The following is a 25,130-nucleotide window of genomic DNA, read 5'->3' as shown; positions in this document are numbered from 1 at the left end:
GCCACCAGCAGGTGACGCGGGTCTGTCTTCTTCGCTTGGGTGGCACCGACCCGCCATGCTCGCCTCGCGGCAAGTGGTCGCTCGAAGCGACGAAGGTTGGGCCCGGGGGCTTGGATCGAGCCGGTGCCACTACCAAGGTAACAAAGACCCCCGAGAAGTGATTCCCGCGCGCCGGGTTGACTCGCCGAGCTCCTTCGGCGTCAGTCCCTCAACAGGTCCGGCACCCCGTCCTCGTCCGGCATGTCCCGCTCCCCCGAGACCACCGTGAGCTGCTGGGTCGCCCGGGTCAGCGCCACGTACAGCACCCGCAGACCGGCCGGGGACTCGTCCGCGATCTCCGCGGGCGAGACGACCACCGTGGCGTCGTACTCCAGTCCCTTGGCCTCCAGGCTGCCCAGCGCCACCACCCGCTCCCCCAGCTCCGCGAGCCACTCGCGGGCCTGGGCGCGCCGGTTCATCGCGACGACCACGCCGACCGTGCCGTCCACCTCCGCGAGCAGCCGCGCGGCCTCCTCGCGGACCGTGCCGGCCAGGTCCCCTTCGCGTACCGGCTCGAAGCGGGGCACCACCCCGGTCGAGCGGACCGCCGCCGGGGACTCCATGCCGGGCATCGCCAGCGCCAGCACCTTCGCGGCAAGCTCCGCGATCTCCGCCGGGTTGCGGTAGTTGACGGTGAGGGTGAAGCGGCGGCGCGGCCGGGAGCCGAGCGCCTCGTCGCGGGCGGCGCCCGCCTCGTCCGGGTCGGACCAGGAGGACTGGGCCGGGTCGCCGACGATCGTCCAGGTGGCGTGGCGGCCCCGGCGGCCGACCATGCGCCACTGCATCGGCGTGAGGTCCTGCGCCTCGTCGACGATGACGTGCGCGTACTCGGTGCGCTCCGCCGCGAGCCGCTCGGCCCGCTCCCACTGGGTCTCCTCGCGCTGCGGCATCAGCTCCTCCAGACCGGTGAGCTGGTCCAGAGGGTCCGCCTCGCGCTTGCGGCGGGGCCGGTTCGGGGTGCCGAGCAGCGCCTGGAGCTCGTCCAGGAGCGCCACGTCGTGGACGGAGAGCGGACCGCCGCCGTCCGCGTCGAGGCGCTTCAGCGACCGGGCCAGGCGGCGCACCTCGCCCTGGTTGAGGATGCGCCGGGACCAGCGGCCGAGGCGTCGCTCGTCGGCCATCGCGGCCAGCACCCGGCGCGGCGTCAGTTCGGGCCACCAGGCGTCGAGGAACTCCAGGAACGGGGTCTCGGTGGAGACGTCCTCGTCGAACGACGAGCGCAGCTCCGCCACCAGCTGCGGGTCGGTGTACCGGCCGCGTCCGGAGGACTTGCTCCACAGGGCGTCCAGCAGCAGCTTGCGGGCGCGCGGGCGCAGCAGATTGACCGGGGCGGTGCCGCCCAGGGCGTTGTGCCGGATGCGCTGGAGCTCGTCGGCCTCCAGCTCGACCCGGGCCCCGAAGGCGACGACGCGCAGCCGGCCCGGGGTCGTCGCCGCGCCGCTCTGCTCGGGCTCCTCGCCGAAGGAGAGCTGACCCGCCTCCTCCCGCGGGGCCGGCGGCCGGCCCTGTTCCAGCGCTCCCCGGGCGGCCTTGCGCAGCACGTGGAGCATCCGGGAGGAGCCCTTGATCCGGGCCACCGCCGGTTCGTCGTACGTCGTCGCGCCCTGGAGGCCCGCCGCGTCGTCGGACAGCGAGCCGACCGCGCGGATCGCGACCTGGCCCTCCTCGCCGAGCGAGGGCAGCACCCCTTCGGTGTACGCGACGAGGAGCGGGGTGGGCGAGACGATCAGGATGCCGCCCGCGTACCGCCGCCGGTCCTGGTAGAGCAGATACGCCGCCCGGTGCAGGGCGACCGCGGTCTTGCCGGTGCCGGGGCCGCCGGTGACCTCGGTGACGGAGGCGGCGGGGGCCCGGATGACCAGGTCCTGTTCGGCCTGGATGGAGGAGACGATGTCCCGCATGGTGTGGCTGCGGGCCTGGCCGAGCGCCGCCATCAGCGCGCCGTCCCCGATCACCGGCAGCTTCTCGCCGTCCAGGAACGCCGTCAGCTCCGGGCGCATCAGGTCGTCCTCGACCCCGAGGACCTTGCGGCCCTTGGAGCGGATGACCCGGCGGCGTACGACGCGGCCCGGCTCCTTCGGGGTGGAGCGGTAGAACGGCGCGGCGGCCGGGGCGCGCCAGTCGATCACCAGCGGCGCGTAGTCGGAGTCCAGGACCCCGATCCGGCCGATGTGGAGCGTCTCCGCGATATCGGCTGTGGCGTCCTCCCGTACGGTGTCGTCGGCCGGCTCGACGGAGGTGAACGCGCCGTCCGGGCCGCGCTCCCCGTCCTTGCCGAGCAGCAGGTCGATCCTCCCGAAGAGGAAGTCCTCGAACTCGCTGTTCAGCCGGTTGAGGTGGATCCCGGCCCGGAACACCTGGGCGTCCCGCTCCGCGAGCGCGCCGGGGGTACCGACCTGGCCGCGCTTGACGGCGTCGTTCATAAGAAATTCCGCCTCGTGGATCTTCTCTTCGAGGCGGTGATAAACACGGTCGAGATGCTTCTGCTCGACACCGATTTCCCGGTCCCGCAGCGATTCGACAGCGGCATCCTGCGCGGCCACCGAGGCCCCCTTCTGACGTGCACTGGGCAGCCGTCAACCCTATAGCGAAGGGGGCCCCGAGCGCACCTGTCGACCGGGGACGATCGCGCGTCGCGTCGGGCGGGGGCCCGGTTCACTCGACGCCGGGCGGAATTTCCTTCGCCGGAGCGCGCCCGGCGGCCGCCTCCATGGTCCTGCGCCGGTGGCGGGCGACCCGTTCGCGGTTGCCGCACACCTCGCCGGAGCACCAGCGGCGCCGTCCGCCCCGCGAGGTGTCCAGGTAGAGCCGGTGGCAGTCCTCACCCTGGCAGCGGCGCAGGGCCGCCCGCGCGGCCGGGTCGGTGAGCAGGTCCACGGCGTCCCGGGCGACGACGGCGAGGAGCCCCGCGCAGTCGGGCGCCGTGCTCAGGGCCCGCACCAGGCCGCCGTCCGCACCGCGCACCGCCCGGGGCCCCGGAGGCGCTCCGGAGGCCAGGGAGTTGACCCGCTCCAGCGCCCCGTCGGCCTCGGGACCGCCGAGCTGGGCTGCCACCAGGCGGCTGACGGCGGAGCGCAGCTCGTGGAAGCGGGCCACCCAGGTGTCGTCCAACGCCGTCAGTACGGTGCCCGGCGGGACGAGCCGGGCGTCGGCCAGCCACCGGGCAAGACGCGCGGGCCCGTCGAGCTGTTCGCAGCCCCCGGGCGCCCCGCCCGCCGGCTCCGTGGCCACCAGGTCGAGGCAGATCCGGCCCGTGTCGAACCGCCACATCCGCGCACCCCTGCCCGCTGCCATGCTCCTGTCACCGCCTTGGGTCACCGGTCGAACGGCCACCCCCCAGAGTGCCCCGGTCCGGGCCCGGCCGGAACCCCCGACGCCGTGCCGGTGCGGGACCCGCCCCCGTACCGTGGCGGTCATGGATCACGACGGGGAGACACCCATGGACCACCGGGAAGGGAGCGCCGTGCTCGGCCCCGGCGGGCTGCGGCTGCGCCGGTGGCGCGAGGAGGACCTGCCCGCGCTGCTGGCGGCGTACGAGGATCCGGCGATGCGGCGGTGGCTGGCCACCCAGGTCTCCGGGGCGGACGGGGCGGCGGCCTGGCTGGAGGCGCAGCGCAGGGGGTGGGCGACGGGCACCCGCTTCGCCTTCGCCGTGACGGAAGCCGTGACGGAAGCCGTGCCCGGCATCCGGCAGGGCGGCGGGCACGGCTTCCGTCACGGCGAACCGCTCGGCAACATCGTGCTGAAGCGGCCGGATCCGGGCAACGGCCGCGCGGAGGTGGGTTACTGGACGACGGCGGCGGCGCGCGGCCGGGGCGTGGCGTCACGGGCCCTGACTGCGCTGACCGACTGGGCGTTCCCGGAGTTCGCCGAACGGGGGCTGACCAGGCTGGAGTTGCTTCACCAGGTGGACAACGGGGCCTCGTGCAGGGTGGCGGAGAAGTGCGGTTACGCGCTGGCGCGGGTGATCCCGGCGCTGCCGCCCGACTATCCGCTGGACGGCCATGTGCATGCGCGCGAGGCTCCCTCGGCGGCGCTCATCCCGCCGGCGGGTCGTCGTGCAGAAGCCGCTGGAACAGGTGGTGGTCGCGCCAGCGGCCGTTGATGTGCAGATAGCCCGGCGCGGTGCCGATCCGCTCGAACCCGGCTTTGGCGAGCACCCGTTGGGAAGGGGCGTTGTCGGTGACGGTCGCCGCCTCGACGCGGTGCAGGCCCAGCCGGTCGCGGGCGGCGTCGCAGACCGCGCCGACGGCGGCGGTGGCGAGACCGCGTCCGGCGTGGTCCGCGTCGACCCAGTAGCCGAGGCGGGCGTTGCGGTAAGGGCCCCGCTCGACGCCGGAGAGCGTGAAGCCGCCGATCACCCGGCCGTCGTCGTCCGCGAGCGCCCAGGCCATGGACCGCCCGGCGTCCCGGTCGGCGAGCAGGGCGGTGAGCCGGGCGGTCTGGCCCTCGACGGTGTAGAAGGCCTCGGGGCGGACGGGTTCCCAGCGGCGCATGTACGCGCGGTTGCGGGTGAGGGCAGCGGCGAACGCGGGCGCGTCGGTGATCGCGACGGGGCGGAAGGCCACGTCCGGGGCGATCCGGTGGAGGTGATCGGTCATCCGGTCACGCTAGGCGCTGCCCCGCCGTCGGTGACGCTCCGGGCCCCCGGTGGACGTACGGCTCCGCTCCAGGCCCTCGGCAGCGGGCGTCTCAGCGGTCGTACTTCGTGTCCGCCGCCGGGTCCAGCGCCAGCCGGTAGCCGCGCTTGACGACCGTCTGGATCAGCCGGGGCACGCCCAGCGCCGTGCGCAGCCGGGCCATCGCGGTCTCCACCGCGTGCTCGTCGCTGCCGCTGCCCGGCAGGACCCGCAGCAGGTCGGCGCGGGCCACCACCCAGCCGGGGCGGCGGGCCAGCGCGTGCAGGAGGGCCATGCCCGCGGGCGGCACCGCGCGCAGCTCGTCGTCGACCAGGACGGCGTGGCCCCGGATCTCGACCCGGTGGCCGGCCACGGGCAGGGTGCGGGCGGCGAGCGGGAGCCGGGCGCACATCAGCTGGACGAGGGGGCCGAGCCGGAAGCGTTCCGGCTGGAGGGTGTCGATGCCCCGGGCCTGGAGCGGGAGCGCGGTGACCGGTCCGACGCAGGCGACCAGCACGTCGTCGCGCAGGGCGCCGAGGACCTCCGGGAGCACTCCGCGGGTCTCGGCGCGGTCCAGGAACGAGGCGGCGGCGGGGGCGCTGGTGAAGGTGATCGCGTCCAGGCCCCGGGCGGCCGTGACGTCGAGCATCCGGTCGAGCGGGGCGAGGTCCTGCGGGGGCATCCAGCGGTAGACGGGGACGACGACGACGTCGGCGCCCGCCGCGTTGAGGGACTCGACGAAGCCGGGCAGCGGTTCGCCGTGCAGCTGGAGGGCGATCCGGCGGCCGGCGACGCCTTCGGCGAGGAGCCGGTCGAGGACCTCGGCCATCGATTCGGACCCGGGCGACCAGGCCTCGGTCAGCCCGGCGGCCCGGATGGCGCCCTTGACCTTGGGGCCCCGGGCGAGGAGTTCGACCCCGCTCAACGTCTTCAGCAGGGCGTCGCCGACGCCCCAGCCGTCGGCCGCCTCGATCCAGCCGCGGAAACCGATGGCGGTGGTGGCGACCGCCACGTCGGGCGCGTGGCCGATCAACTGATTGGTGGCGGCGAGGAGTTCGCTGTCGTCGGCGAGCTGCACGATCCGCAGGGCGGGGGCGTGCAGGACGGCGGCCCCGCGGCGTTTGAGGAGGGTGGCGAGCTCCTCGGCGCGGCGGGCGGCGGTCACCCCGACGGTGAAGCCCGCGAGGGGGCCGTGGCTTGTGTCGTCGTCCTGCATGGCGTGTTCCCGGCTCCCGTGGTTCCGCTGGTACGCGAGGTGCGAAGGTCCGAGACTGTCAACGATGCGTGACAGGCTCGGTTCCCCCGTATTTCCCGGCCGTTACGTCGTACGACGTCAGGATGTCGTCATGCCGTCCCGTGCTCGCTCCAGGGGGCAGGGCCTACACCTTCGCGTAGCCGAGCCGGCCCCGGGTGGGCACGGGCGCCGGGCGGCGAAGGTATACCGCCCAGGTGAGGGTGAAGCACACCCCGTAGAAGGCGAGGAAGGACCAGAAGGCCGCGGTTCCGGCGCCGGAGGCCTGGAAGGACTGGCGGAACGCGAGGTTGATGGCCAGGCCGCCGAGCGCGCCGACGGCCCCGATGAGGCCCATGGCCGCGCCGGACAGCCGTCGTCCGTGGGCGGCGGCGGCCTCCGCGTCGAGCCCTCTGGCGAGGGCCTTGGCGTGGAAGATGCCGGGGATCATCTTGTACGTCGATCCGTTGCCGAGGCCCGTCAGGACGAACAGGGCGGTGAAGCCGGTGAGGAAGACGGGCAGCGAGGCGTTCCCCGAGGCCTGGATGACGACGCCGGTGGCGGCGGCCATCGCGGCGAAGGTGGCCAGGGTGATGCGCGCGCCGCCGTACCGGTCGGCGAGCCGGCCTCCGACGGGCCGGATCAGGGAGCCCAGCAGCGGGCCGATGAAGGTGAGCGAGGCGGCCTGGAGCGGGGTCCGGCCGAACTGGGTCTGGAGCACCAGGCCGAAGGCGAAGCTGTAGCCGATGAACGAGCCGAAGGTGCCGATGTAGAGGACCGCCATGATCCAGGTGTGCGGGTCGCGGACGGCTTCCAGCGCGGCCCCGGTGTCGTTCCTCACGGGCCGGAGGTTGTCCATGTACAGGGCGGCGCAGACGGCGGCCAGGACGATCAGCGGGAGGTACACGCCGAGGACGATCCGGGGGTGCGAGGCCCCCAGCGTGCCGATGACGAGCAGGCCGACGAGCTGGACGACGGGGACGCCGATGTTGCCGCCGCCCGCGTTCAGGCCGAGTGCCCAGCCCTTCTCGCGCAGCGGGAAGAAGGCGTTGATGTTGGTCATCGACGAGGCGAAGTTGCCGCCGCCGATCCCGGTGAGCGCCGCGACCGCGACGAAGGTGGCGTACGAGGTGCCGGGCTCCATCACCCAGAACGCGGCCAGGGTCGGGACGAGCAGGCTCACCGCGCTGAAGACCGTCCAGTTGCGGCCGCCGAACCGGGCGACCGCGAAGGTGTACGGCACCCGCACCAGGGCGCCGACGAGGGTGGCGGTCGAGATGAGGAAGAACTTCCCGGCCGGGTCGATGCCGTACTCCGGTCCCATGAACAGGACCATCACCGACCAGAGGGTCCAGATGGAGAATCCGATGTGCTCGGAGAGCACGGAGAGCCACAGGTTGCGGCGGGCGACGCGTTCGCCCTTCTCCCGCCAGAACGTCTCGTCCTCCGGCTCCCAGGTCTCGATCCAACGGCCTGCCATCACGCGCCTCCACAGGGGGGTCGGGGTGGTGTCCCCGTCGCTTCGGGGTGTCGTCCCGACGCTAGGGAGCCCGCGTTTCGGCGTGGTGCCGTGAGGTGACCGGTGGGCAACCTTGCTCTCACCGGCCCCCTCCCGGCCCGGTGAGATGCGGTGTCCGCTACCGCCTGCCGTCCGGCCAGAGCCGCGGCCGGCGCTTGGCGGCGACGTCCTCGGCCCAGCCGAAGGCGAGGACGCAGAGCGCGATGAGGGCCCAGGCGATCAGCAGCACGGGCACCCAGCTCTCCAGCAGCCAGGGCACGTTCTCGCCGAGGGCGTCCACGGACCAGAGACGGTCGTAGAGCGTGGCGGCCGTCAGGATGCAGACGTTGTGCCAGAGGTAGACGGTCACCGCCCGCGAGTTGAGCCAGGTGATGGGCCGGTCGAAGGGGCGCAGTCGCTTCGGCCACGCGGTCCAGGTGGGGCTGAGGTGCAGCAGGAGCAGGACGCAGCCGAGGGACCACAGGGCCTGGGCGAGCGGGATGGAGTCCAGGTCGAAGCCGCCGCGGAAGCCCTCGTGGTTCGCCCACCACAGCCCCGCGCCCGCGAGGAGCGGGGCGATCGACGGCACGACGTAGGCGGGCAGCCGTTTCAGGACGCCTTCCTGGTGGGCCATGCCGAGGGCCCAGCAGGCGCCGAACGTGGAGAAGTCGGTGATCGTGGAGTCGAGGCGTTCGGTGGTGGAGAACAGCTCCAGCCGCATGACGACGGCCAGGGCGAGCGGCGCGAGCAGCGTCGGCCGGGGCAGCCTGCGCAGGCCGCGCAGGATCAGCGGGGAGAGCAGGACGAACCACAGGTAGGCCCGGATGTACCAGAGCGGCCCGGCCAGCTCCTCGGGCCAGCTCGCGCCGAGGAATCCGTCGATGCCCGCCACGTCGTACGCGTACGGCGGATCGCTGAGCGGCAGCACCCAGTACAGGAGGTGCTGCCACCACCAGCCCGGGTGGCCCTCGGCGTCCGGGCCCCAGCCCTGGGCGGCCATGCCGGTGACGCCGATCGCGCCGAGCAGCCACAGCGGCGGCAGGAGCCGGCGGACGCGGCCCCGGATCACCTGGGCGGCGGGGCGCTTCAGCGAGCGCGCCATCAGCGTCCCGGCGAGGGCGAACATGACGCCCATCGACGGGAAGACGACGGGCAGCCAGGCCCAGCCGGTCAGGTGGTAGAGGACCACGCGGAAGAGGGCGAGGGCCCGCAGCAGGTCGAAGTACCGGTCGCGGGCCGGTTTCACGGGGGCGGGCGGCGGCGGGACCGCGTGGTCCGGGGGGACGGTCATCGGCAGGGGCGGGGCGGTCATCCGTAGGGCCTTCGGTCCGGGCTGCCGGCGCTGACGGCCCCGGTCTCGGCGGGCCGCCGACCGGACGAGCCGCCGGGAGCCTCCACCGCGCCCGTGCGCCGCAGCTTCTGCCAGCGCAGCCGGCCGCCGGTGAGCGCGGTGATCCAGGACTGGAGCAGCACGACGTACATGAGCTGGCGGTAGAGGATCTGCTGGAGCGGCAGCGAGATCAGGTGCGTCATGCGCTCCTTGTCCAGCCGGAACGCGTAGGCGGCGCAGACCGCCTGGACGACCAGGACGCCGAACCACGCGGCGACGGTCTTGCCGGTGGGGCCGAAGACCAGCCCGTACAGCAGGAACACGTCGATCAGGGGGGCCAGCAGCGGGGCGAGCACCATGAAGAGGGAGACGAACGGCAGCCCGACCCGTCCGAAGCGGCCCGAGGGCCCGCGTTCGATGACCGCGCGACGGTGCTTCCAGATGGCCTGCATGGTGCCGTAACTCCACCGGTAGCGCTGCGACCACAGCTGCTGCACGGACTCCGGGGCCTCGGTCCAGGCGCGGGCGTTCTCCGCGTAGACCACGCGCCAGCCGTCCCGGTGCAGGGCCATGGTGACGTCGGTGTCCTCGGCGAGGGTGTCCTCGCTCATTCCGCCGACCCGGTCCAGGGCCTCGCGGCGGAACGCGCCGACAGCCCCGGGGATGGTGGGCATGCAGCCGAGGACGTCGTACATCCGGCGGTCCAGGTTGAAGCCCATCACGTACTCGATGTGCTGCCAGGCGCCGATGAGGGAGTCGCGGTTGCCGACCTTGGCGTTGCCCGCGACGGCTCCGACCCGGGGGTCCCCGAAGGGCTGGACCAGCTCGCGGACGGTGGACGGTTCAAAGACGGTGTCGCCGTCCATCATCACGACGATGTCGTAACGGGCGTGCCGGATGCCGTTGTTGAGGGCGGCGGGTTTGCCCGCGTTCCGCTGGCGCACGACCCGTACGCGGGGCAGCCGCAACGCCTCGACGAGGTCGGCGGTGCCGTCCGTCGAACCGTCGTCGATGACGATGATCTCGATCCTGTGCTCACTGGCGGCCAGGGAGCGCACGGTCGCCTCGATGCACGCGCGTTCGTTGTACGCGGGGACCAGGACGGTGACCGGGCGGGTGACGGGCGGACCCCAGCCGAAGTTCCTGCGGCGGACCTTGCGGGCGTGCAGGAAGGACAGCAGCAGCATCAGCCCGAAGCGGACGAGGACGAGGACGCCGATGACGGCCAGGCCGACGACCAGGACGCCGGTGATCCGCTCGGACACGGCGACGGCGGCGACGAACGCCTTGCCCTTCCACAGCGCGAACCCGGTGACCGGGGTGTGCGCGCTGGGGGCGTCGAGGGCGGTGGTGAGCCGGGTGAAGGTGTAGCCCCGCTCCCCCAGGTCCGGCAGCAGGGTGTCGAGCGCGGCCACGGTCTGCGAGCGGTCGCCGCCGGAGTCGTGCATCAGGATGATCGCGCCCTTGCCGTCCTTCGGCGTGGCCCGCTCGACGATGGCGCGGACCCCGGGGCGCTTCCAGTCCTCGCTGTCGGTGTCGTTGACGACGGTGAGGTAGCCGCGGCTGCCGATGTACTCCGTGACCGGCCAGGACGTGTTGTCCATGGCGTACGAGAAGGAGGAGTACGGCGGCCGGAAGAGCGAGGTGCGGATGCCCGCCGCGCCCGCCAGCGCCAACTGGTTCTGCGACAGCTCCCAGTCGATGCGTTCGGTGGACTGGTAGGAGAGGTCGGGGTGGTTGAAGGTGTGCAGCCCGATCTCGTGCCCCTCGGCGACCATCCGCTCGACCAGTCCGGGGTACCGGGCGGCCATGTTGCCGGTGACGAAGAAGACGCCGTGGGCGTCGTACTCCTTCAGCTTGTCGAGCACCTTCGGCGTCCAGACCGGGTCCGGGCCGTCGTCGAAGGTCAGGACGATCCGGCGGTCGGGTACGCGCAGGGTCTTCGCGTCTCCGGAGCGGGCGTCGATGACGGGACCTCCGGAGAGGACGTCGTCGGGCACCTGGGTGGTGCGGTCGGCGCCGTGGACCCGGTGGTCGGCGAGGATCTCGTTGTGCACGTATCCGCGCAGCATCAGCATCGCGAGCAGGGCGACGAGAAACGTCGTCGGCAGGAGGTAGCGCATGGGGAGCCTGTACCGGCTCCGGCCGCGTGGCGCACGCCTCGATCTGCCGTTCCTGCCCCGCGTGGCGGGGGAGTTCATCTACGGGGCGCTCTCTTCTTGCACCGGCTGGTCGGGAGTCTCGGCGGGAGCGGTCGTCGTCGGGTCGGACGGCTCCGGGGCGGGGGGCGGCGGCGAGGGGTCGACCGTTGGCTCGGCGGTCGAGGCCGTGGGGTCCGGTTCCGTGCCGCCGCCCGTACCGGTCGTACGGGACGGGTCGGCGGAGACCGACGCGGAGGGGGCGCCGGCCGATTTGGCGGGCACCAGTACGGAGGTGGCCGACGGGGTCGCGTCGGCGGGCGGGCCGGACGCCTCGGTCGCCGCGGGGCCCGAGGCGCTGGGCCCTGGCTCCGGGGCGTCCTCGGACGGGCCGCCGACGGTGTCGTCGGGCACGGGGACCTCCTCGGCCCGCTCCGCCTCCGCCTTCCCCCCGGTCTCGGACAGGGGCAGCCAGGGGGCACGGGAGTTGCCGCCGAGGAGGGCGAGGACCAGGGTCACGGCGTAGGCGACGCAGACCGAGGCCAGGACCCAGCCGAGGCGGCGGAAGGTCTTGCCGCGGCGACCGCTCTCGTCCACGAACACGGGACCGTCGGTGCCGTCCGGCGGGGAGGGTTCGCCGGGCAGTTCGGCGAGCTGACGGCCCAGCCCGTCGAGCTGGATCGTCGCGTCGTCGGGCTCGTGCGTGTGCCAGGTTCTCCGGCCTTCGCGCCAATCGTCCACAGGTGCAGCCCCATCCCCCACTCAGAATCAGGCGCACGAAAATGACTGGTTCTTTACTGTTGGACTGAGCCCCCACCCGTCCACGAACCCGACCTTCCTGCACCCGGACGATGAATGTAGCGCACGACGTTGACGCCCAACCGCCCCTGAACGGAGTTGATCAGGAATGGTTGCGCATCAGTGACCGATCGCCCTCGGGAAGCCAGGATCCGGGGGGCGGGACCATCCACCCTTCAGCAAGGGCCAACTGGTCAGCAGCGCTCCGCAGCGCATCCACGCCGGGGTGGTTCAGACCCTTGCGCCAGACCAGCGCCAGCGGCGAAAGCGGAATCGGTTCGACGAGCGGGCGCAGCACCGTTCCGGGCAGCGTCGGGAAGTCGACGACGGCGAGCACGGGGTGCCCACCCTTCGACATGACCCGCTGAAATTCGGCCACACCCACGGCGAGCGGAACGGGCGGGGCCATGGTGATGCCCCACTCGGCGAACAGCAGCGTCGCGAGGTCCGTCCACTCCCGTGTCCGCTCGTTGCCGGCCCCCGCGTAGACGGTCTCTCCGGCCAGCTCGGCCAGGGCGACGACCTCCCGGTCGGCGAGGGGGTGGGAGACGGGGAGCATCAGGGCCATCGGCTCGTACCGCACGGGATGCACGGAAAGTCCCGCGCGCACCGCGGGGGCCAGCCCGGCGGCCCGGCCGAAGGAGGCGTCGAGCCGGCCGGCCAGGATCTCGCCGGCGGCCCAGGTGAGGCCGGACTCGAAGCGGGCCATCAGCTCGCACTCCGGCAGCAGTTCGCGGGCGCGCGCCAGCACCCGGGCGGCGGTCGCGCCGTCGCTGTTCAGGTCGACGAGCAGCGGCCGGGCGGGCGCCCCGCTGAAGGCCCCGGACAGTTCGGCGTGCGCGTCGAGCACCCGGCGGGCGTACGGAAGCAGACGTTCCCCGTCCGGGGTGAGCGCGACCTGCCGGGTCGTACGGACGAACAGCTCGGCGCCCAGCTCGCGCTCCAACCGCCGGACGTCCCGGCTCAGCGCCTGCTGCGCGACGAAGAGGCGGGCGGCGGCCCGGGTGAAGTGCAGTTCGTCGGCGACGGCGAGGAACGCGCGCAGGAGACGGGGGTCGATGTCGGCGGGAGGCACAGCGCGAATCTACCGCGCGGGAAACATTCACAACACAGACGGGTGAATCGGCGCGGAGAAGGTGTTGGACCCGGGCGGCGGTCCGCGGTCAGCCTGTCCGTATGCCGATATCGCCCACCGCCGCCCGCCAGGAGCCCGCTCCCCGGCCGGAGTCCACTCCCCTGCCGAAGTCCGTTTCCCACCCGCGGTCCGCTCCCCGCCCGGCGACTGTTCCCCACCCGGAGTCCGTTCCCCCGCCGGTCCCGTCCCGCCGGGCGGTCATGCCCCGAACCGGCCCGTCCCCCCGCCCGCTCGCCGCTGCCCGGCCCGTTCCCGTCGGCCGCCCGGACCGGGCCGTCGCACCGCCGTGCACTCCCCTGCTCGCCGTCGCCGGCGGCCAGTTGGTCGCCGCCCCTCGCTCCGAGCCCGGGAGGACCGGAGGTGACTGGCGGACCGGGGGAGCCGGGCGGACCGGGGGAGCCGGGCGCCGGCGGTCGTCGAACCCGTACCTCCGGCTGCTGGCCACGCCCGGGGCGCGGGCGTTCACGGCGGGCAACCTGATCGCCCGGCTGCCGATGGGGATGTTCAGCGTCAGCGCGGTCATCATGATCGCCGGGTCCCGGGGGTCGTACGCCCTGGCCGGGGCCGTCACCGCGACCGGGCTGGCCGCGACGGCGGTCGTCGCGCCCTTCACCGCCCGGCTCGTGGACCGCTTCGGGCAGGCGCGGATCGCGGTGCCCGCCACCGCGCTCGCCGTGCTGGGGTCGCTGGCCCTGGTTCTCTGCGTGCACTACGAGGCCCCGGCCTGGACGCTGTTCGCCGCGTACGCCGCGACGGCGACGACCCCGAACACGGGTGGGATGTCGCGGGCCCGCTGGGCGCATCTGCACCGGGGCGACCCGGCGGCCCTGCACACCGCGAACTCCTTCGAACAGGCCGCCGACGAGCTGTGCTTCATGCTGGGCCCGGTGCTCGCCGCGACGCTCTGCGGGGCGCTGTTTCCCGTGGCGGGCACCCTCGTGGGGGCGGTGCTCCTGATGAGCGGCGTCCTGGTCTTCGCCGCCCAGCGCGCCACGGAACCGCCCGTCACCCCCCGTACGAAAACCGTGGCCTCGCCCCTGCGGACGCCGGGGATGCCCGCGCTGCTGGCGGTCTTCCTCGCCACGGGGGCGGTGTTCGGGGCGCTGGAGGTGGTCTCCATCGCGCATGCCGGGGGCGCGATCCTGGCGCTCCAGGCGGCCGGGTCGTGCGTGGCGGGCCTGGTCTACGGTGCGCTGCGACCCGCCCGGAACGTCCGCCTCAGGCTGCTGCTGTGCCTGGCCGGGATGACGGCGCTGATGTCCCTGCCGCTGCTGGCCGCCACCGGCTCCGCCTCCCTGCCGGTCCTGGCGCTCTGCCTGCTGGTGGCGGGGGCGGCGACCGCGCCGACGATGGTCACGGGCATGACGCTGGTCCAGCGGTCCACGCGCCCGGAGCAGTTGAACGAGGGCATGACGCTCGCGGTGACCGCGCTGCTCGGAGGCATCGCGGCCGGGGCGGCGGCCGGCGGCTGGCTGGTCGAGCACGCGGGCACGGTCACCGGTTACGCGGCCCCGATGTCGGCGGCGGCCCTCGCCCTGGTCGCCGCGGGCGCGGGGACGGCGGTGCGGCGAGGGGGCCGTACGGCATGACGAGGGGCGAGACGAGCGAAGAGCGGGCACGACGGGCGCCGGGCACGGGTCGCCGGGCACGGGTCGCCGGGCAGGAAAAAAAGCCTGCATGAAAAAGCCTGCATGAAAAAAGCCTCCGCCCCGCGAGTGAACTCGCGGGGCGGAGGCTTACATGGGGTGGTGGAGATGGCGGGAATCGAACCCGCGTCCAACGGTGCGGAACCAGGGCTTCTCCGAGTGCAGTTCGCTGCGCTTTTCTCGGCCCCGGAGGTCACGCGAACAAGCCTCCGACAGGCCCAGCCACTGTTTGATTTCCTTCTCGGCCCCGTGGCCGGGCCGAGAAGTTTAGATCCCTAGTTGATGCCAGGATCCGGGTCGGGACCACCCCCGGGCTGACACTCCGCAGAGTCTTCGCTTAGCTGCTAATTAGGCAGCGAGGGCGAAGGCGGAGGAATCGCGCTTGGAATTGGCGATTATTGTTTGCGACATATGGTTTACGAGATCATTGCCGCTTCCTCGACTCGCTTCCCCTGCTTCGACATCCGCTGTCGAAACCGATCATCCCCATGTTGATTTTTCAAAACGCGCACCTTCGCTGAGGTGCACGGCCCATCGTACGTGACCAACGCCGGACGATGCCACTGTATTCCTGCCCGGCCGCCGGCCCCGCCGGGACAGGCCCCGCTCAGGCGCTGCGCTGCCGCCGGCGGGCCGCCGAGATGGCGCGGTTCGTCTCCCGCGTGTCCTGCTTCTCGCGGAGCGTCTGCCGCTTGTCGTACTCCTTCTTGCCCTTCGCGAGCGCGATCTCGACCTTGACCCGGCCGTCCTTGAAGTACAGCGCGAGCGGCACGATCGTGTGGCCGCTCTCCTGCGACTTCGACTCCAGCTTGTCGATCTCGGCCCGGTGCAGCAGCAGCTTCCGCTTCCGCTTGGCCGTGTGGTTGGTCCAGGTGCCCTGGACGTACTCGGGTACGTGGATGTTGTGGAGCCAGGCCTCGTGGTCGTCGATCTGGACGAAGCCGTCGACCAGGGAGGCCCGTCCCATGCGCAGGGACTTGACCTCCGTACCCATGAGGACGAGGCCGCACTCGTAGGTGTCGAGGATCGTGTAGTCGTGCCGCGCCTTCTTGTTCTGCGCGATCATCTTGCGCCCGGTGTCTTTTTCCTTCGCCATAGTGCGGTCATTTTCGCACTACGACCCACCCCCGAGGCCACTCAATACCGTCTCGGCCCGCTGCTGGGCCCTCTCCCCCACCACGAGGTCGGGTGTGATGCCCCTGCCGTCGACGTTCCGGCCGGTCGGCGTGCGGTAGTGGCCGACGGTCAGCTCGGCCACCGAACCGCCCGGAAGCTCGCTGGGCATCTGCACGGAGCCCTTGCCGAAGGTGGGCGAGCCGACGGTGACCGCGCGGCCCCGGTCCTGGAGCGCACCGGTCAACAGCTCGGCGGCGCTCATCGTGCCGCCGTCGACCAGGACGACGAGCGGGCGGTCCGTGTCACCGCCCGGATCGGCGTACAGGGCCTGCTGCTCCCCGCGTACGTCGTACGTGGCGACCAGGCCGCCGTCCAGGAAGGCGGAGGCGGCGACGACGGCCTCGGTGACGAGTCCGCCGGAGTTGGCGCGCAGGTCGAGCAGTATCCCGGCCCCGTCGGGAGCCTCACGGACCGCTTCCCCGACCTCGGCCCCGGCGCCCTTGGTGAACGCGGCGACCTTGATCAGGACCGCCGACGACGGCTCGGCCCCCAGCCGCCGCACGGTGACCGCCTCGGTGGTCAGCCGGGCCCGCCGGAGGGTCTCGGTCCAGCCCCTGCCCTCCCGCACCAGGCCGAGCTCCACCCGGCTGCCCTCCGCCGCCCCCGTACCGTCGCCGCGCAGCAACGCGACGACCTCCGCGACGGGGCGCTTGCCGACCGCGCGGCCGTCCAGGGTGCGCAGCAGGTCGCCGGCGCGGATGCCGGCCCGGTCGGCGGGACCGCCGGCCTGCACGCGGGACACGGTGACCTGGCCGCGGTCGGTGCGACGGGCGGAGAGCCCGACACCGGTGTAGGAGCCGTCCAGCGCCTGCTCGAACTCCTCGTACTCCCGCTCGTCGTAGACCGCGCCCCAGCGATCGCCACTACGGCTGACGACCTCCTCCGCGGCGTCCTTCACGGACTTCCCGTCCGCCGCGGCCTCGGCGGCGGCGTCCTCGATCTCGTCGCGGTCCACCGGGGCGACGGTGGAGGAGACGGCACGGGTCTGCGTACCGGAGCCCGAATCGGGGTCCTGCGGCAGCGAACCGGTCGCGGCGGCGGTGGCGAGAGCGCACCCGAAGACCAATGTCAGGGCCGCCCCGCGGCGTAGGCCGCGGGGCCGGAAGCGGTGCGAACAACCCGACATGGCGCCGAGTCTAGGACAAGCCCCCTGGGGCGCACGGGCACTCGCCCGCGCGCCCCAGGGGGCACATGTCACACCTTCAGGTACTTGCGCAGCGCGAACAGAGCGGCGATGGCGGGCATCAGCAGACCGATCGCGAGCACCAGCGGGAGCTTGGTGAGGACCGCGTCCCAGCCGATGAAGTTGATCAGGTTCAGCTTCTCCTGGAGCGCGAGGCCGCCGTCGATCAGGAAGTACCGTCCGCCGAGCAGCATGGCGCAGGCCAGTACGCCGCCGATGAGGCCGGCGACGGCCGCCTCCATGATGAAGGGGGCCTGGATGTAGAAGCCGGAGGCTCCGACGAGGCGCATGATGCCCGTTTCACGTCTCCGGCTGAACGCGGAGACGCGCACGGTGTTGACGATCAGGATCAGCGCGATGACCAGCATCAGGATCATTACGTAGACCGCGACGGCGTTCATGCCGTTCATCAGCTCGAAGAGCTGGTCCAGGATGGACCGCTGGTCCTGGACGGACTGCACCCCGTCCCGCCCGGCGAAGGCCGTCGCGACGACCTTGTACTTCTGCGGGTCCTCCAGCTTGACCCGGAAGGACTCCTGCATCTGGTCGGGCGTGATGTTGCCCGCCATCGGGGAGTCGCCGAACTGCTCCTGGTAGTGCTTGTACGCCTCGTCGACCGTCTCGAAGTGGACCGTCTCGACGGCGTCCATCTTCTCCAGGTCGACCTTGATCTGGTCCTTCTGCTCCTTGGTGACAGCCCCCTTGGCGCACTTGGGCATGTCCTTGGCGTCGTTCTTGTTGCAGAGGAAGATCGAGACGTTGACCTTGTCGTACCAGTAGTCCTTCATCGTGCTGACCTGCTCGCGCATCAGCAGCGCACCGCCGAACAGGGCGAGCGAGAGGGCGACGGAGACCACGACCGCGAAGGTCATCGTGAGGTTGCGGCGGAGACCGACGCCGATCTCCGACAGGACGAACTGGGCGCGCATGGCGTCCTTTCAGTACTCGATGCTCGAAGTGCACGAGGGGCCGGAGCCCCTCGGTCAGTGCTGGTAGCCGTAGACGCCGCGTGCCTGGTCGCGTACGAGACGGCCCTGCTCGAGCTCGATGACGCGCTTGCGCATCTGGTCGACGATGTTCTGGTCGTGGGTCGCCATGATCACGGTGGTGCCGGTCCGGTTGATCCGATCCAGCAGCTTCATGATGCCGACGGAGGTCTGCGGGTCGAGGTTGCCGGTCGGCTCGTCCGCGATCAGCAGCATGGGGCGGTTCACGAAGGCGCGGGCGATGGCCACGCGCTGCTGCTCACCGCCGGAGAGCTCACCGGGCATCCGCTCCTCCTTGCCGCCGAGGCCGACGAGGTCGAGGACCTGGGGCACGGCCTTGCGGATCTCACCGCGGGGCTTGCCGATGACCTCCTGCGCGAAGGCCACGTTCTCCGCGACCGTCTTGTTGGGCAGCAGGCGGAAGTCCTGGAAGACCGTCCCCAGCTGGCGGCGCATCTGCGGCACCTTCCAGTTGGACAGCCGTGCGAGATCCTTGCCGAGCACATGGACCATGCCCGTGCTGGCGCGCTCCTCGCGCAGGATCAGTCGCATGAAGGTCGACTTGCCGGAGCCGGAGGACCCCACCAGGAAGACGAACTCACCCTTCTCGATGTCCAACGAGACATCGCGCAGAGCCGGTCGGGTCTGCTTCGGGTAGGTCTTGGAGACGTTGTCGAATCGGATCACGGATGCACCACGGTCGGCCGGGAGTAGGTGAGCGTGACCATACGCGAACCGGGCTCACGCGTGCAGGCGGCGTCCGCCAATGGGCGTTTTATGGCGGATCCGCGCCTGGAACGAAACGGGTCGTGCCGGACCTTGTCCGGCGGGCCGCGCCGAAATCGTCGCGAGCTGGCACAGTGGTGGGGGGAACGGTTGCGTTTCCGTGAGCGTTGTGCGGAGAGAAGCAGGTAAGCGGCTCCGCCGCGCGGGAGGAGGAATGCGCATGACCTATGACCGACTGGTGTGCGCGAACTGCGCGTCCCCCGTCAGCGAGGGCCGGTGCCGCGTCTGCCGTGCCGTGCGGCAGCAGATGCTGGAGGAGCAGGGCCAGGGCCCGCTGGCCGGGATGAGCCCGGCCATGCTGATCGCCCTGATGGTGGTGCTGCTGACCGCGCTCGCGCTGCTGGCGCACCAAGCGGCCTGATCCGGCCCCGCACGGCCCTCCGGGTCGCCCCTCACAGCCCCTTCGGGGCCGACAGACGTAGGCGTACGGCCGCCTGAGCGGGTTCGGGCGCACAGAAGGGCCCGGGAGGCGTCATACGCCCTCCGGGCCCTCCTTCATGCCGTGCCGTGTCGCGTCGGGGCCGCGACCGGACCGCACCTGCGCCCTCTACGCGCCGGTACGGTCCACCGCGGTCCGTTGCGGGACTAGGCGACCGTGCGACCGCCGCCGACCAGGCGGGGCAGGATACGGAAGCCGATGCCGCCCGCGATCATCGTCGCGGCGCCGATGACCAGGAAGGTCGTCTCGGCCGCGCCGGTCTCGGCGAGCTCTTCCTTGCCCTCGCTCTGCTCGACCGGCTTGTTGCCGACGCTGTCGGTGTCCGTGTTGTCGGTGCACTCGGCGCCATCGAGGTCGACGGTGCAGCCGGCGTCGTCGCCACCGGTGGTGGACCCGCCGCCGGTCGCGGAACCGCCGCCGGACGTCGAGCCACCGTCGGAGGAGCCGCCGTCGGAGGAGCCGCCGTCGGAGGAGCCGCCGTCGGAGGAGCTACCGGAGGTGCCGGTGCCAGAGGTGCTGGTGCCACCGTTGTTGCCGGAGCCACCGCTGTTGCCGGAGCCACCGTTGTTACCGGAGCCGCCGTTGTTGCTGGAGCCGCCGTTGTTGCTGGAGCCACCGTTGTTGCCCGAGCCACCGTTGTTGCTGGAGCCGCCCTGGTCGCCACCCTCGACAGCGCCTTCAACGCCGCCCTGGTCGCCACCCTCAACGGCGCCCTCGACGCCGCCCTGGTCGCCACCCTCAACGGCACCCTCGACGCCGCCCTGGTCGCCACCCTCAACGGCACCCTCGACGCCACCCTGGTCGCCACCCTCAACGGCACCCTCGACGCCGCCCTGGTCGCCACCCTCGACAGCGCCTTCAACGCCACCCTGGTCGCCACCCTCAACGGCACCCTCGATGGCACCACCCTGGTCGCCACCGCCGACGTCGGCGCCGCCGATCGGGTTCTCGTTGCCCTCGGTGGCACCGCCGTCGTCCCCGCCCAGCAGGCCCGTCTGGACCTCGACATCGGCGACGCCGGTGTCGACGCCGATACCGATCGCCTGCGCCGCACCGGCCGCGGTCAGCGAGGCACCCGCGGCGATAACCGCACCAGCGGCGATCCGCGCGACGCGCATACGCGTCTTCTTCGTCATGTGTTGCTACCCCCAGTAGCCGATCTCGTCATTGGAGCAGCCATATGCGGGTCGCGGCCCTGCGGGGAATCGCCTCGGCACGGCCACGTCGTGTCGTGGTCGCCCCGCCAGCCCCCCGGTTCACACCCGTCCCGGACATACGCATGCTGCTCTAGCACCCTGGCCAGAGTTAAGGACTACGTCAAGGCCGTTCCGTGCGCTAGACACCCATATGGGGGTTCTTGACGGTTATTCGGAAGCCGGACTGTGACGCGTCGGGCACAGGTCCTCCGCAACGGAGGAGGGCCCGGACAGTCGCCTGTCCGGGCCCGATCTCCGTACCGCCGTGGCTACTTCTCGCTCTGCTTGCGCCAGCGGATGCCCGCTTCGACGAAGCCGTCGATCTCGCCGTTGAAGACCGCTTCGGGGTTGCCCATCTCGAACTCCGTACGCAGGTCCTTGACCATCTGGTACGGGTGCAGGACGTACGAACGCATCTGGTTGCCCCAGGAGTTGCCGCCGTCGCCCTTGAGCGCGTTCATCTTCGCCTGCTCCTCCTGGCGGCGGCGCTCGAGGAGCTTCGCCTGGAGGACGTTCATCGCGGACGCCTTGTTCTGGATCTGTGAGCGCTCGTTCTGGCAGGAGACGACGATGCCGGTGGCCAGGTGGGTCAGACGGACCGCGGAGTCCGTGGTGTTGACGCCCTGTCCGCCGGGGCCCGAGGAGCGGTACACGTCCACGCGCAGCTCGGACTCGTCGATCTCGATGTGGTCGGTCTGCTCGACGACCGGGAGCACCTCGACGCCCGCGAAGGACGTCTGGCGCCGGCCCTGGTTGTCGAAGGGCGAGATACGGACCAGGCGGTGAGTGCCCTGCTCGACGGAGAGCGTGCCGTAGGCGTACGGGACCTGGACGGCGAAGGTGGTCGACTTGATGCCGGCCTCTTCCGCGTACGCGGTCTCGTAGACCTCGGTCTTGTAGTTGTGCCGCTCGGCCCAGCGGATGTACATGCGCTGGAGCTTCTCGGCGAAGTCGGCTGCGTCGACGCCGCCGGCCTCGGCCCGGATGGTCACCAGGGCCTCGCGCGCGTCGTACTCGCCGGAGAGGAGCGTGCGGACCTCCATCTCGTCCAGCGCCTTCTTCACCGACTCCAGCTCGGTCTCGGCCTCCGCCTGGGCGTCGGCGTCGCCCTCGTCGGCGGCGAGCTCGAAGAGGACTTCGAGGTCGTCGATGCGGCCGCGCAGGGTCTCGGCCTTGCGGACCTCGGCCTGGAGGTGGGAAAGCTTGCTGGTGATCTTCTGGGCCGCCTCCGGGTCGTCCCACAGGGACGGCGCCGCAGCCTGCTCCTCGAGCGCGGCGATGTCCGCCCTCAGCGCATCCAGGTCCAGGACGGCCTCGATCGACCCCATGGTCGAGGAGAGGGACTTCAGCTCTTCGGAAATATCGACGACTGCCACGGGTCCAGCGTAACGGCTGGGCGGATGAAGCTTGCCCTCGCCCGGAAACCGGTTGCCGTTCCCGGACCGGGGCGAGGGTTCCCGGCGGCTCTGCCAGGGGGCTTTCGACGTCTCCTACGGGGTCGCCGGCGCCGAGTTCTCGCTGTCCTGGGGCGCCTGACCCCCGTCGTCGCCGTCGACCAGCAGCCCGCCGACCACGACGGCCGCGCAGACGGCGAGGGCGGCGACACCGAGGGTGATGCGGCGCTTGCGGACGGCCGCCGCCTTGTTGCGGGCGGAGCCGGGCCGGGGCCTGCCCGGGGCGCGGGGGGCGCGGGCCGTCCCGAGGGGGCCGCCCGCCAGCTCGTCCGGGGCGGGGACGCGCATGCTCGTGTGGGTGTCCCGGTTGGAGTCGGGAGCGGAGCCGGGTACCAGCGGGACCGCGCCGCGGCGGCGGGGCTCCTCGGCGGCCGGGGTGTACTGCTGCTCGTCGTAGGCGGCGGGCTGCTGGTCGTTCTCCTCCGGGTCCGGCTCGTCCACCTCCAGCGGGGGTATCCCCGCCAGCAGGGGCAGCAGGTCGCGCAGCCGTACGGCGAGCTCCGAGGCGCGCAGCCGGGAGGCTGGGGCCTTGGCCAGGCACTGGACCAGGAGCTGCCAGAGCTCCTCGGGGATGCCGGGGAGCGGGACGACGGTCTCGGTGACGTGGCGGCGCAGGACCGCGCCGGGGTGGCCGCCGCCGAAGGGGGTGAAGCCGGCGAGCAGCTCGTAGAGCACGGTCGCCAGGGCGTAGATGTCGACGGCGGCGCGCGGCGGGAGGCCCTCGACGATCTCGGGGGCCAGGTAGTCCGGCGTACCGATGATCTTCGTGGCCTTGGTGCGGCGCGGGGTGTCGATCAGCTTGGCGACGCCGAAGTCGGTGAGCAGGGCCGGGTGCGCGCCGCCGGGGCCGAGCGGGCCCTCCATGTCGAGCAGGATGTTCTCCGGCTTGACGTCCCGGTGCACCACGTGGGCCTTGTGCGCGGCGGCGAGCCCGTCGGCGACGTCCGCGATGATCGCGACGGCGGCCTCGGGGGCGAGGCGGCGTTCGCGGTCGAGGCGGGTGCGCAGGTCGGTGCCGCGGACGAGGGTCATGACCAGGGCCAGGTCGTTGCCGTCCACGACGAGGTCCCGGACGGCGACCACGTGCGGGTGGACGAGTCCGAGCAGGGCTGTGCGCTCCTGCACGAAGCGGCCCACGAGCTCCTGGTCGGACGCGAGGTCCTCACGGAGCAGCTTGATGGCGACCGGGCCCTCGGGCCCTTCGCCGAGCCATACCGTGCCGGCGCTGCCGCGCCCCAGGATCTGGTGGGCCGTGTACCGGCTGCCGATATTCCGTGCCAAGACTGCTCCCTCAGCGGCTGGCGGTGGACCCCCGGTCGACAAAGTTACGCGGCGTTCGGGGTGTCACGTGCCCTTGATGGCGCCGACCTTCACTTCTCCGGGCCAAATAGGCCCGGAGAAGTCGACAAAGGGACAGGGTTACGGGTCGGACAGCGCCCGCCCGATACGGGCCGGACCTCGCCGGACCGATACGGGTCGGGCTTCACCGAACCGTTACGCGTCAGGGGCCGCCCGACCGTTACGCGTCGAGGGCCGCTCGACCGTTGCACATCGGATGTCGCCCGGCCCTTACGCGTCGGGCGACATCCAACGGTTTCGGTTCAGGCCCCGCCCGAACTGCCCGCGCTGTCGCCGACCTTGGAGATCCAGTCGGTGACCGTGCCGATCGCGTCGCCGATCGCCTCCCAGTAGCCCTTGCCCTGGGCGACCCAGTCCTGGAGCGGGGTCAGCTCCCAAATGAGCCAGCCGGCGACGATCAGGAGCACCACGGTGAACAGGCAGCCCTTGAGACAGCCGAGTCCGGGGATGCGCATCGGGTTGGCGCCGCGCTGCCTCGGCGGACGCGGCTCGCGCGGCGGTCGCGGGGCCGGCTGCTGGGGCTGCTGCGGCTGCGGAGGCGCGTACTGCTGCCGCTGGGGCGGCTGCGGCGGCTGGTAGCGCTGCGGCTGATGCTGCTGGTGGTGTTGTTGCTGCTGCTGGTGTTGTGGCGGGTACTGCTGGTGCTGCGGCGGCTGCTGGCGGCGCTGGGGCGGCTGCTGCTGGGGCTGCTGCGGCGGCTGCTGGCGCTGGGGGCGGCGGCGCAGCGGGTCCTGGCTCGGGTCGAGGTACTGGACCTGGGTCTGCTCGTTGCGGTCGCGGGCCGCCTGGAGCTGCGACTGCCAGGGGTGCGGCCCGTCCGGCTGCGGCGGCCCGTCGGGGCGCTGCGGCACGGGCGGCATGACGGACGTCGGGTCGGCGTCGCCGCCGCCGGGGCCCGGGCCGCCGGTCTGCTGGAAGACGCTGGTGGGCGCGGCGGGGTCGTAGGAGCCCGCGTTGCTCGGCAGCACCTGCGTGGGGTCGGCGGCGCCCGGGGTTTCCGGGACCGCGGTGGGCGCCGGGTCGGGGGCGAGCAGGGCGCCCACCCCGTCGGCGGCGGCGATCTGGGCGGAGTTCGCGTGGACGCCGACGCCCGCGGCGACCGTACGCAGACCGCGGGCCAGGTTCTCGGCGCTGGGCCGCCGGTCCGGGTCCTTGCTCAGGCAGCGCTCTATGACCGTCCACAGCGGGGCCGGGACGTTGGAGGGGCGGCGGGGCTCCTCGCTGAGGTGCCGGTGCAGGACTTCGAGGGCGGTGCCCCCGGCGAACGGCGGGCGGCCGGTGACCAGCTCGTACAGCAGGATGCCCGCGCCGTAGATGTCGACGGCGGAGGTCTGCGGGCGGCCTTCGGCGGACTCCGGCGCCACGTAGGCGGGTGTGCCGACGAACTCGTGGGTCCGGGTCAGGCCCGGGGAGTCGGCCAGGCGCGCGATGCCGAAGTCGGTGAGCATCGGGTGCATCTGGCCGTCGCGCTCGTCGACCAGCACGTTGGCCGGCTTGAGGTCGCGGTGGACGACGCCGTCGGCGTGGCTGGCGGCCAGCGCGTCCGCGATCTGCGCGGTGAGCAGGGAAGCGGCGACCGGGGTGAGCGGGCCGTTCTCGCGGAGGTAGCGGTGCAGGTCGGGGCCGTCGATCAGGTCCATCACCAGGGCGAGGAGATCGCCCTCGACGACGAGGTCCCGGGTGCGCACGATGTTGGGGTGCGTGAGCCGCAGCAGGACGGAGCGCTCCCGCAGGAACCGCATCACGACGTCGGCGTCGTTGGCCAGCTCCTCCTTGAGGACCTTGATGGCCACGGTCTCGCCGGGCTGACCCGCGACGGCTGCCTCGGCGCCCGCGGTCTCCCGCTGGCGGGCTCGCCAGACGGTGCCCGTGGCGCCGCGTCCGAGCGGCTCCTCGAGCAGGTACTTGCTGCCTACGGGCCGCACGTCATGCGCTCCCTGCTGATCGTGGTGCTTGCGGTCCCCCAGGGGTCTTGTTCGCTCCTTGGGCCCGCCCGAATGTTCCGGCCCACTGTAGTGCCGCCGAACGGGGCACCGGGGGCTCATGTTTCGGGGGAAGACGCGCGGACCGGGCGGAAGGTTGCCGCACGGCTGATCACAGGCCGGTCAGACGTTCGG

At 72.3% G+C, this 25,130-nt stretch carries 20 protein-coding genes and 1 other RNA gene; 3 read left to right on the top strand and 18 right to left on the bottom strand.

Annotated features, from left to right (window positions below):
* Window positions 1-200 precede the first annotated feature (200 nt).
* Together AC3CH1_RS23025 and AC3CH1_RS23020 are read right to left on the bottom strand one after the other, a co-directional pair.
* Window positions 201-2,582: a HelD family protein gene (locus AC3CH1_RS23025; protein WP_488464665.1), complete on the bottom strand. Its 2,382-nt coding sequence runs from the start codon at window positions 2,580-2,582 to the stop codon at window positions 201-203.
* 112 nt (window positions 2,583-2,694) lie between these two features.
* On the bottom strand, window positions 2,695-3,333 hold the full coding sequence (locus tag AC3CH1_RS23020) for a CGNR zinc finger domain-containing protein (RefSeq protein ID WP_488464664.1): 639 nt from the start codon (window positions 3,331-3,333) through the stop codon (window positions 2,695-2,697).
* A gap of 145 nt (window positions 3,334-3,478) precedes the next feature.
* Here AC3CH1_RS23020 and AC3CH1_RS23015 point away from each other — a divergent pair, with 145 nt between their 5' ends.
* Window positions 3,479-4,144, top strand: a complete 666-nt coding sequence (locus AC3CH1_RS23015) for a GNAT family N-acetyltransferase (RefSeq protein ID WP_488466710.1) — start codon at window positions 3,479-3,481, stop codon at window positions 4,142-4,144.
* On the opposite strand, the gene AC3CH1_RS23010 is transcribed toward AC3CH1_RS23015, so the two are convergent.
* The 7 genes from AC3CH1_RS23010 to AC3CH1_RS22980 form a co-directional block, all read right to left on the bottom strand.
* Entirely contained in the window at window positions 4,077-4,640 is a 564-nt protein-coding gene (locus AC3CH1_RS23010) for a GNAT family N-acetyltransferase (protein ID WP_488464663.1), read from the bottom strand. The genes AC3CH1_RS23015 and AC3CH1_RS23010 overlap by 68 nt on opposite strands.
* Window positions 4,641-4,731: 91 nt before the next feature.
* Window positions 4,732-5,874 (bottom strand): uroporphyrinogen-III synthase, encoded by a 1,143-nt coding sequence (locus AC3CH1_RS23005; protein ID WP_488464662.1) that lies wholly within the window; start codon window positions 5,872-5,874, stop codon window positions 4,732-4,734.
* A 163-nt stretch (window positions 5,875-6,037) separates the two neighbouring features.
* The gene (locus AC3CH1_RS23000; protein WP_488464661.1) at window positions 6,038-7,369 is read right to left on the bottom strand and encodes a nitrate/nitrite transporter; all 1,332 of its coding nucleotides are present in this window, start codon (window positions 7,367-7,369) and stop codon (window positions 6,038-6,040) included.
* Window positions 7,370-7,526: 157 nt separating this feature from the next.
* The gene (locus tag AC3CH1_RS22995; RefSeq protein WP_488464660.1) at window positions 7,527-8,699 is read right to left on the bottom strand and encodes an acyltransferase family protein; all 1,173 of its coding nucleotides are present in this window, start codon (window positions 8,697-8,699) and stop codon (window positions 7,527-7,529) included.
* On the bottom strand, window positions 8,696-10,918 hold the full coding sequence (locus tag AC3CH1_RS22990) for a bifunctional polysaccharide deacetylase/glycosyltransferase family 2 protein (protein WP_488464659.1): 2,223 nt from the start codon (window positions 10,916-10,918) through the stop codon (window positions 8,696-8,698). The genes AC3CH1_RS22995 and AC3CH1_RS22990 overlap by 4 nt, the downstream gene beginning before the upstream one ends.
* Window positions 10,919-11,596 (bottom strand): ribosomal eL19 family protein, encoded by a 678-nt coding sequence (locus tag AC3CH1_RS22985; RefSeq protein ID WP_488464658.1) that lies wholly within the window; start codon window positions 11,594-11,596, stop codon window positions 10,919-10,921.
* Window positions 11,597-11,756: 160 nt separating this feature from the next.
* Window positions 11,757-12,728, bottom strand: coding sequence for a LysR family transcriptional regulator (locus tag AC3CH1_RS22980; protein ID WP_488464657.1), 972 nt, complete (start codon window positions 12,726-12,728; stop codon window positions 11,757-11,759).
* Between the two features lie 260 nt (window positions 12,729-12,988).
* Here AC3CH1_RS22980 and AC3CH1_RS22975 point away from each other — a divergent pair, with 260 nt between their 5' ends.
* On the top strand, window positions 12,989-14,377 hold the full coding sequence (locus AC3CH1_RS22975; RefSeq protein WP_488464656.1) for an MFS transporter: 1,389 nt from the start codon (window positions 12,989-12,991) through the stop codon (window positions 14,375-14,377).
* A 157-nt stretch (window positions 14,378-14,534) separates the two neighbouring features.
* Here the strand turns inward: AC3CH1_RS22975 and ssrA are convergent.
* The 5 genes from ssrA to ftsE all read right to left on the bottom strand — a co-directional run bounded on the left by ssrA (window position 14,535) and on the right by ftsE (window position 18,466).
* Window positions 14,535-14,922, bottom strand: a transfer-messenger RNA (tmRNA) gene (gene ssrA / locus AC3CH1_RS22970).
* Between the two features lie 119 nt (window positions 14,923-15,041).
* The gene (gene smpB / locus AC3CH1_RS22965) at window positions 15,042-15,530 is read right to left on the bottom strand and encodes an SsrA-binding protein SmpB (protein ID WP_018958425.1); all 489 of its coding nucleotides are present in this window, start codon (window positions 15,528-15,530) and stop codon (window positions 15,042-15,044) included.
* An 18-nt stretch (window positions 15,531-15,548) separates the two neighbouring features.
* Window positions 15,549-16,736: a S41 family peptidase gene (locus AC3CH1_RS22960; protein WP_488464655.1), complete on the bottom strand. Its 1,188-nt coding sequence runs from the start codon at window positions 16,734-16,736 to the stop codon at window positions 15,549-15,551.
* A 68-nt stretch (window positions 16,737-16,804) separates the two neighbouring features.
* Window positions 16,805-17,722: a permease-like cell division protein FtsX gene (ftsX, locus tag AC3CH1_RS22955; protein WP_488464654.1), complete on the bottom strand. Its 918-nt coding sequence runs from the start codon at window positions 17,720-17,722 to the stop codon at window positions 16,805-16,807.
* 54 nt (window positions 17,723-17,776) lie between these two features.
* Complete coding sequence (gene ftsE / locus AC3CH1_RS22950) at window positions 17,777-18,466, bottom strand: cell division ATP-binding protein FtsE (protein WP_003968787.1); 690 nt, start codon at window positions 18,464-18,466, stop codon at window positions 17,777-17,779.
* A 259-nt stretch (window positions 18,467-18,725) separates the two neighbouring features.
* Here ftsE and AC3CH1_RS22945 point away from each other — a divergent pair, with 259 nt between their 5' ends.
* A complete protein-coding gene (locus AC3CH1_RS22945; RefSeq protein ID WP_003968786.1) occupies window positions 18,726-18,926 on the top strand; it encodes a hypothetical protein in 201 nt (66 codons plus the stop codon).
* A gap of 224 nt (window positions 18,927-19,150) precedes the next feature.
* On the opposite strand, the gene AC3CH1_RS22940 is transcribed toward AC3CH1_RS22945, so the two are convergent.
* The 4 genes from AC3CH1_RS22940 to AC3CH1_RS22925 form a co-directional block, all read right to left on the bottom strand.
* Window positions 19,151-20,140, bottom strand: coding sequence for an LPXTG cell wall anchor domain-containing protein (locus AC3CH1_RS22940; protein ID WP_488464653.1), 990 nt, complete (start codon window positions 20,138-20,140; stop codon window positions 19,151-19,153).
* 329 nt (window positions 20,141-20,469) lie between these two features.
* Window positions 20,470-21,576 (bottom strand): peptide chain release factor 2, encoded by a 1,107-nt coding sequence (prfB, locus tag AC3CH1_RS22935; RefSeq protein WP_488464652.1) that lies wholly within the window; start codon window positions 21,574-21,576, stop codon window positions 20,470-20,472.
* Window positions 21,577-21,690: 114 nt separating this feature from the next.
* Window positions 21,691-22,935, bottom strand: coding sequence for a serine/threonine-protein kinase (locus AC3CH1_RS22930; protein ID WP_488464651.1), 1,245 nt, complete (start codon window positions 22,933-22,935; stop codon window positions 21,691-21,693).
* A 320-nt stretch (window positions 22,936-23,255) separates the two neighbouring features.
* Window positions 23,256-24,938: a serine/threonine-protein kinase gene (locus AC3CH1_RS22925; RefSeq protein ID WP_488464650.1), complete on the bottom strand. Its 1,683-nt coding sequence runs from the start codon at window positions 24,936-24,938 to the stop codon at window positions 23,256-23,258.
* Window positions 24,939-25,130: the final 192 nt, after the last annotated feature.

It is taken from the genome of Streptomyces sp. MGP-P1, from assembly GCF_057766565.1.
This window is presented reverse-complemented; position numbering and strand designations above follow the sequence as displayed.

Excerpts from the sequence above, each read along its gene's own strand:
- AC3CH1_RS22940 (WP_488464653.1), bottom strand. The coding sequence starts at position 20,140 with ATGACGAAGAAGACGCGTATGCGCGTCGCGCGGATCGCCGCTGGTGCG.
- AC3CH1_RS22995 (WP_488464660.1), bottom strand. The coding sequence starts at position 8,699 with ATGACCGCCCCGCCCCTGCCGATGACCGTCCCCCCGGACCACGCGGTC.
- AC3CH1_RS23010 (WP_488464663.1), bottom strand. The coding sequence starts at position 4,640 with ATGACCGATCACCTCCACCGGATCGCCCCGGACGTGGCCTTCCGCCCC.
- AC3CH1_RS22975 (WP_488464656.1), top strand. The coding sequence starts at position 12,989 with ATGCCCCGAACCGGCCCGTCCCCCCGCCCGCTCGCCGCTGCCCGGCCC.
- AC3CH1_RS23005 (WP_488464662.1), bottom strand. The coding sequence starts at position 5,874 with ATGCAGGACGACGACACAAGCCACGGCCCCCTCGCGGGCTTCACCGTC.
- AC3CH1_RS22945 (WP_003968786.1), top strand. The coding sequence starts at position 18,726 with ATGACCTATGACCGACTGGTGTGCGCGAACTGCGCGTCCCCCGTCAGC.
- AC3CH1_RS23020 (WP_488464664.1), bottom strand. The coding sequence starts at position 3,333 with ATGGCAGCGGGCAGGGGTGCGCGGATGTGGCGGTTCGACACGGGCCGG.
- smpB (WP_018958425.1), bottom strand. The coding sequence starts at position 15,530 with ATGGCGAAGGAAAAAGACACCGGGCGCAAGATGATCGCGCAGAACAAG.
- AC3CH1_RS23000 (WP_488464661.1), bottom strand. The coding sequence starts at position 7,369 with ATGGCAGGCCGTTGGATCGAGACCTGGGAGCCGGAGGACGAGACGTTC.
- AC3CH1_RS23015 (WP_488466710.1), top strand. The coding sequence starts at position 3,479 with ATGGACCACCGGGAAGGGAGCGCCGTGCTCGGCCCCGGCGGGCTGCGG.
- AC3CH1_RS22960 (WP_488464655.1), bottom strand. The coding sequence starts at position 16,736 with ATGTCGGGTTGTTCGCACCGCTTCCGGCCCCGCGGCCTACGCCGCGGG.
- AC3CH1_RS22990 (WP_488464659.1), bottom strand. The coding sequence starts at position 10,918 with ATGAACTCCCCCGCCACGCGGGGCAGGAACGGCAGATCGAGGCGTGCG.
- ftsX (WP_488464654.1), bottom strand. The coding sequence starts at position 17,722 with ATGCGCGCCCAGTTCGTCCTGTCGGAGATCGGCGTCGGTCTCCGCCGC.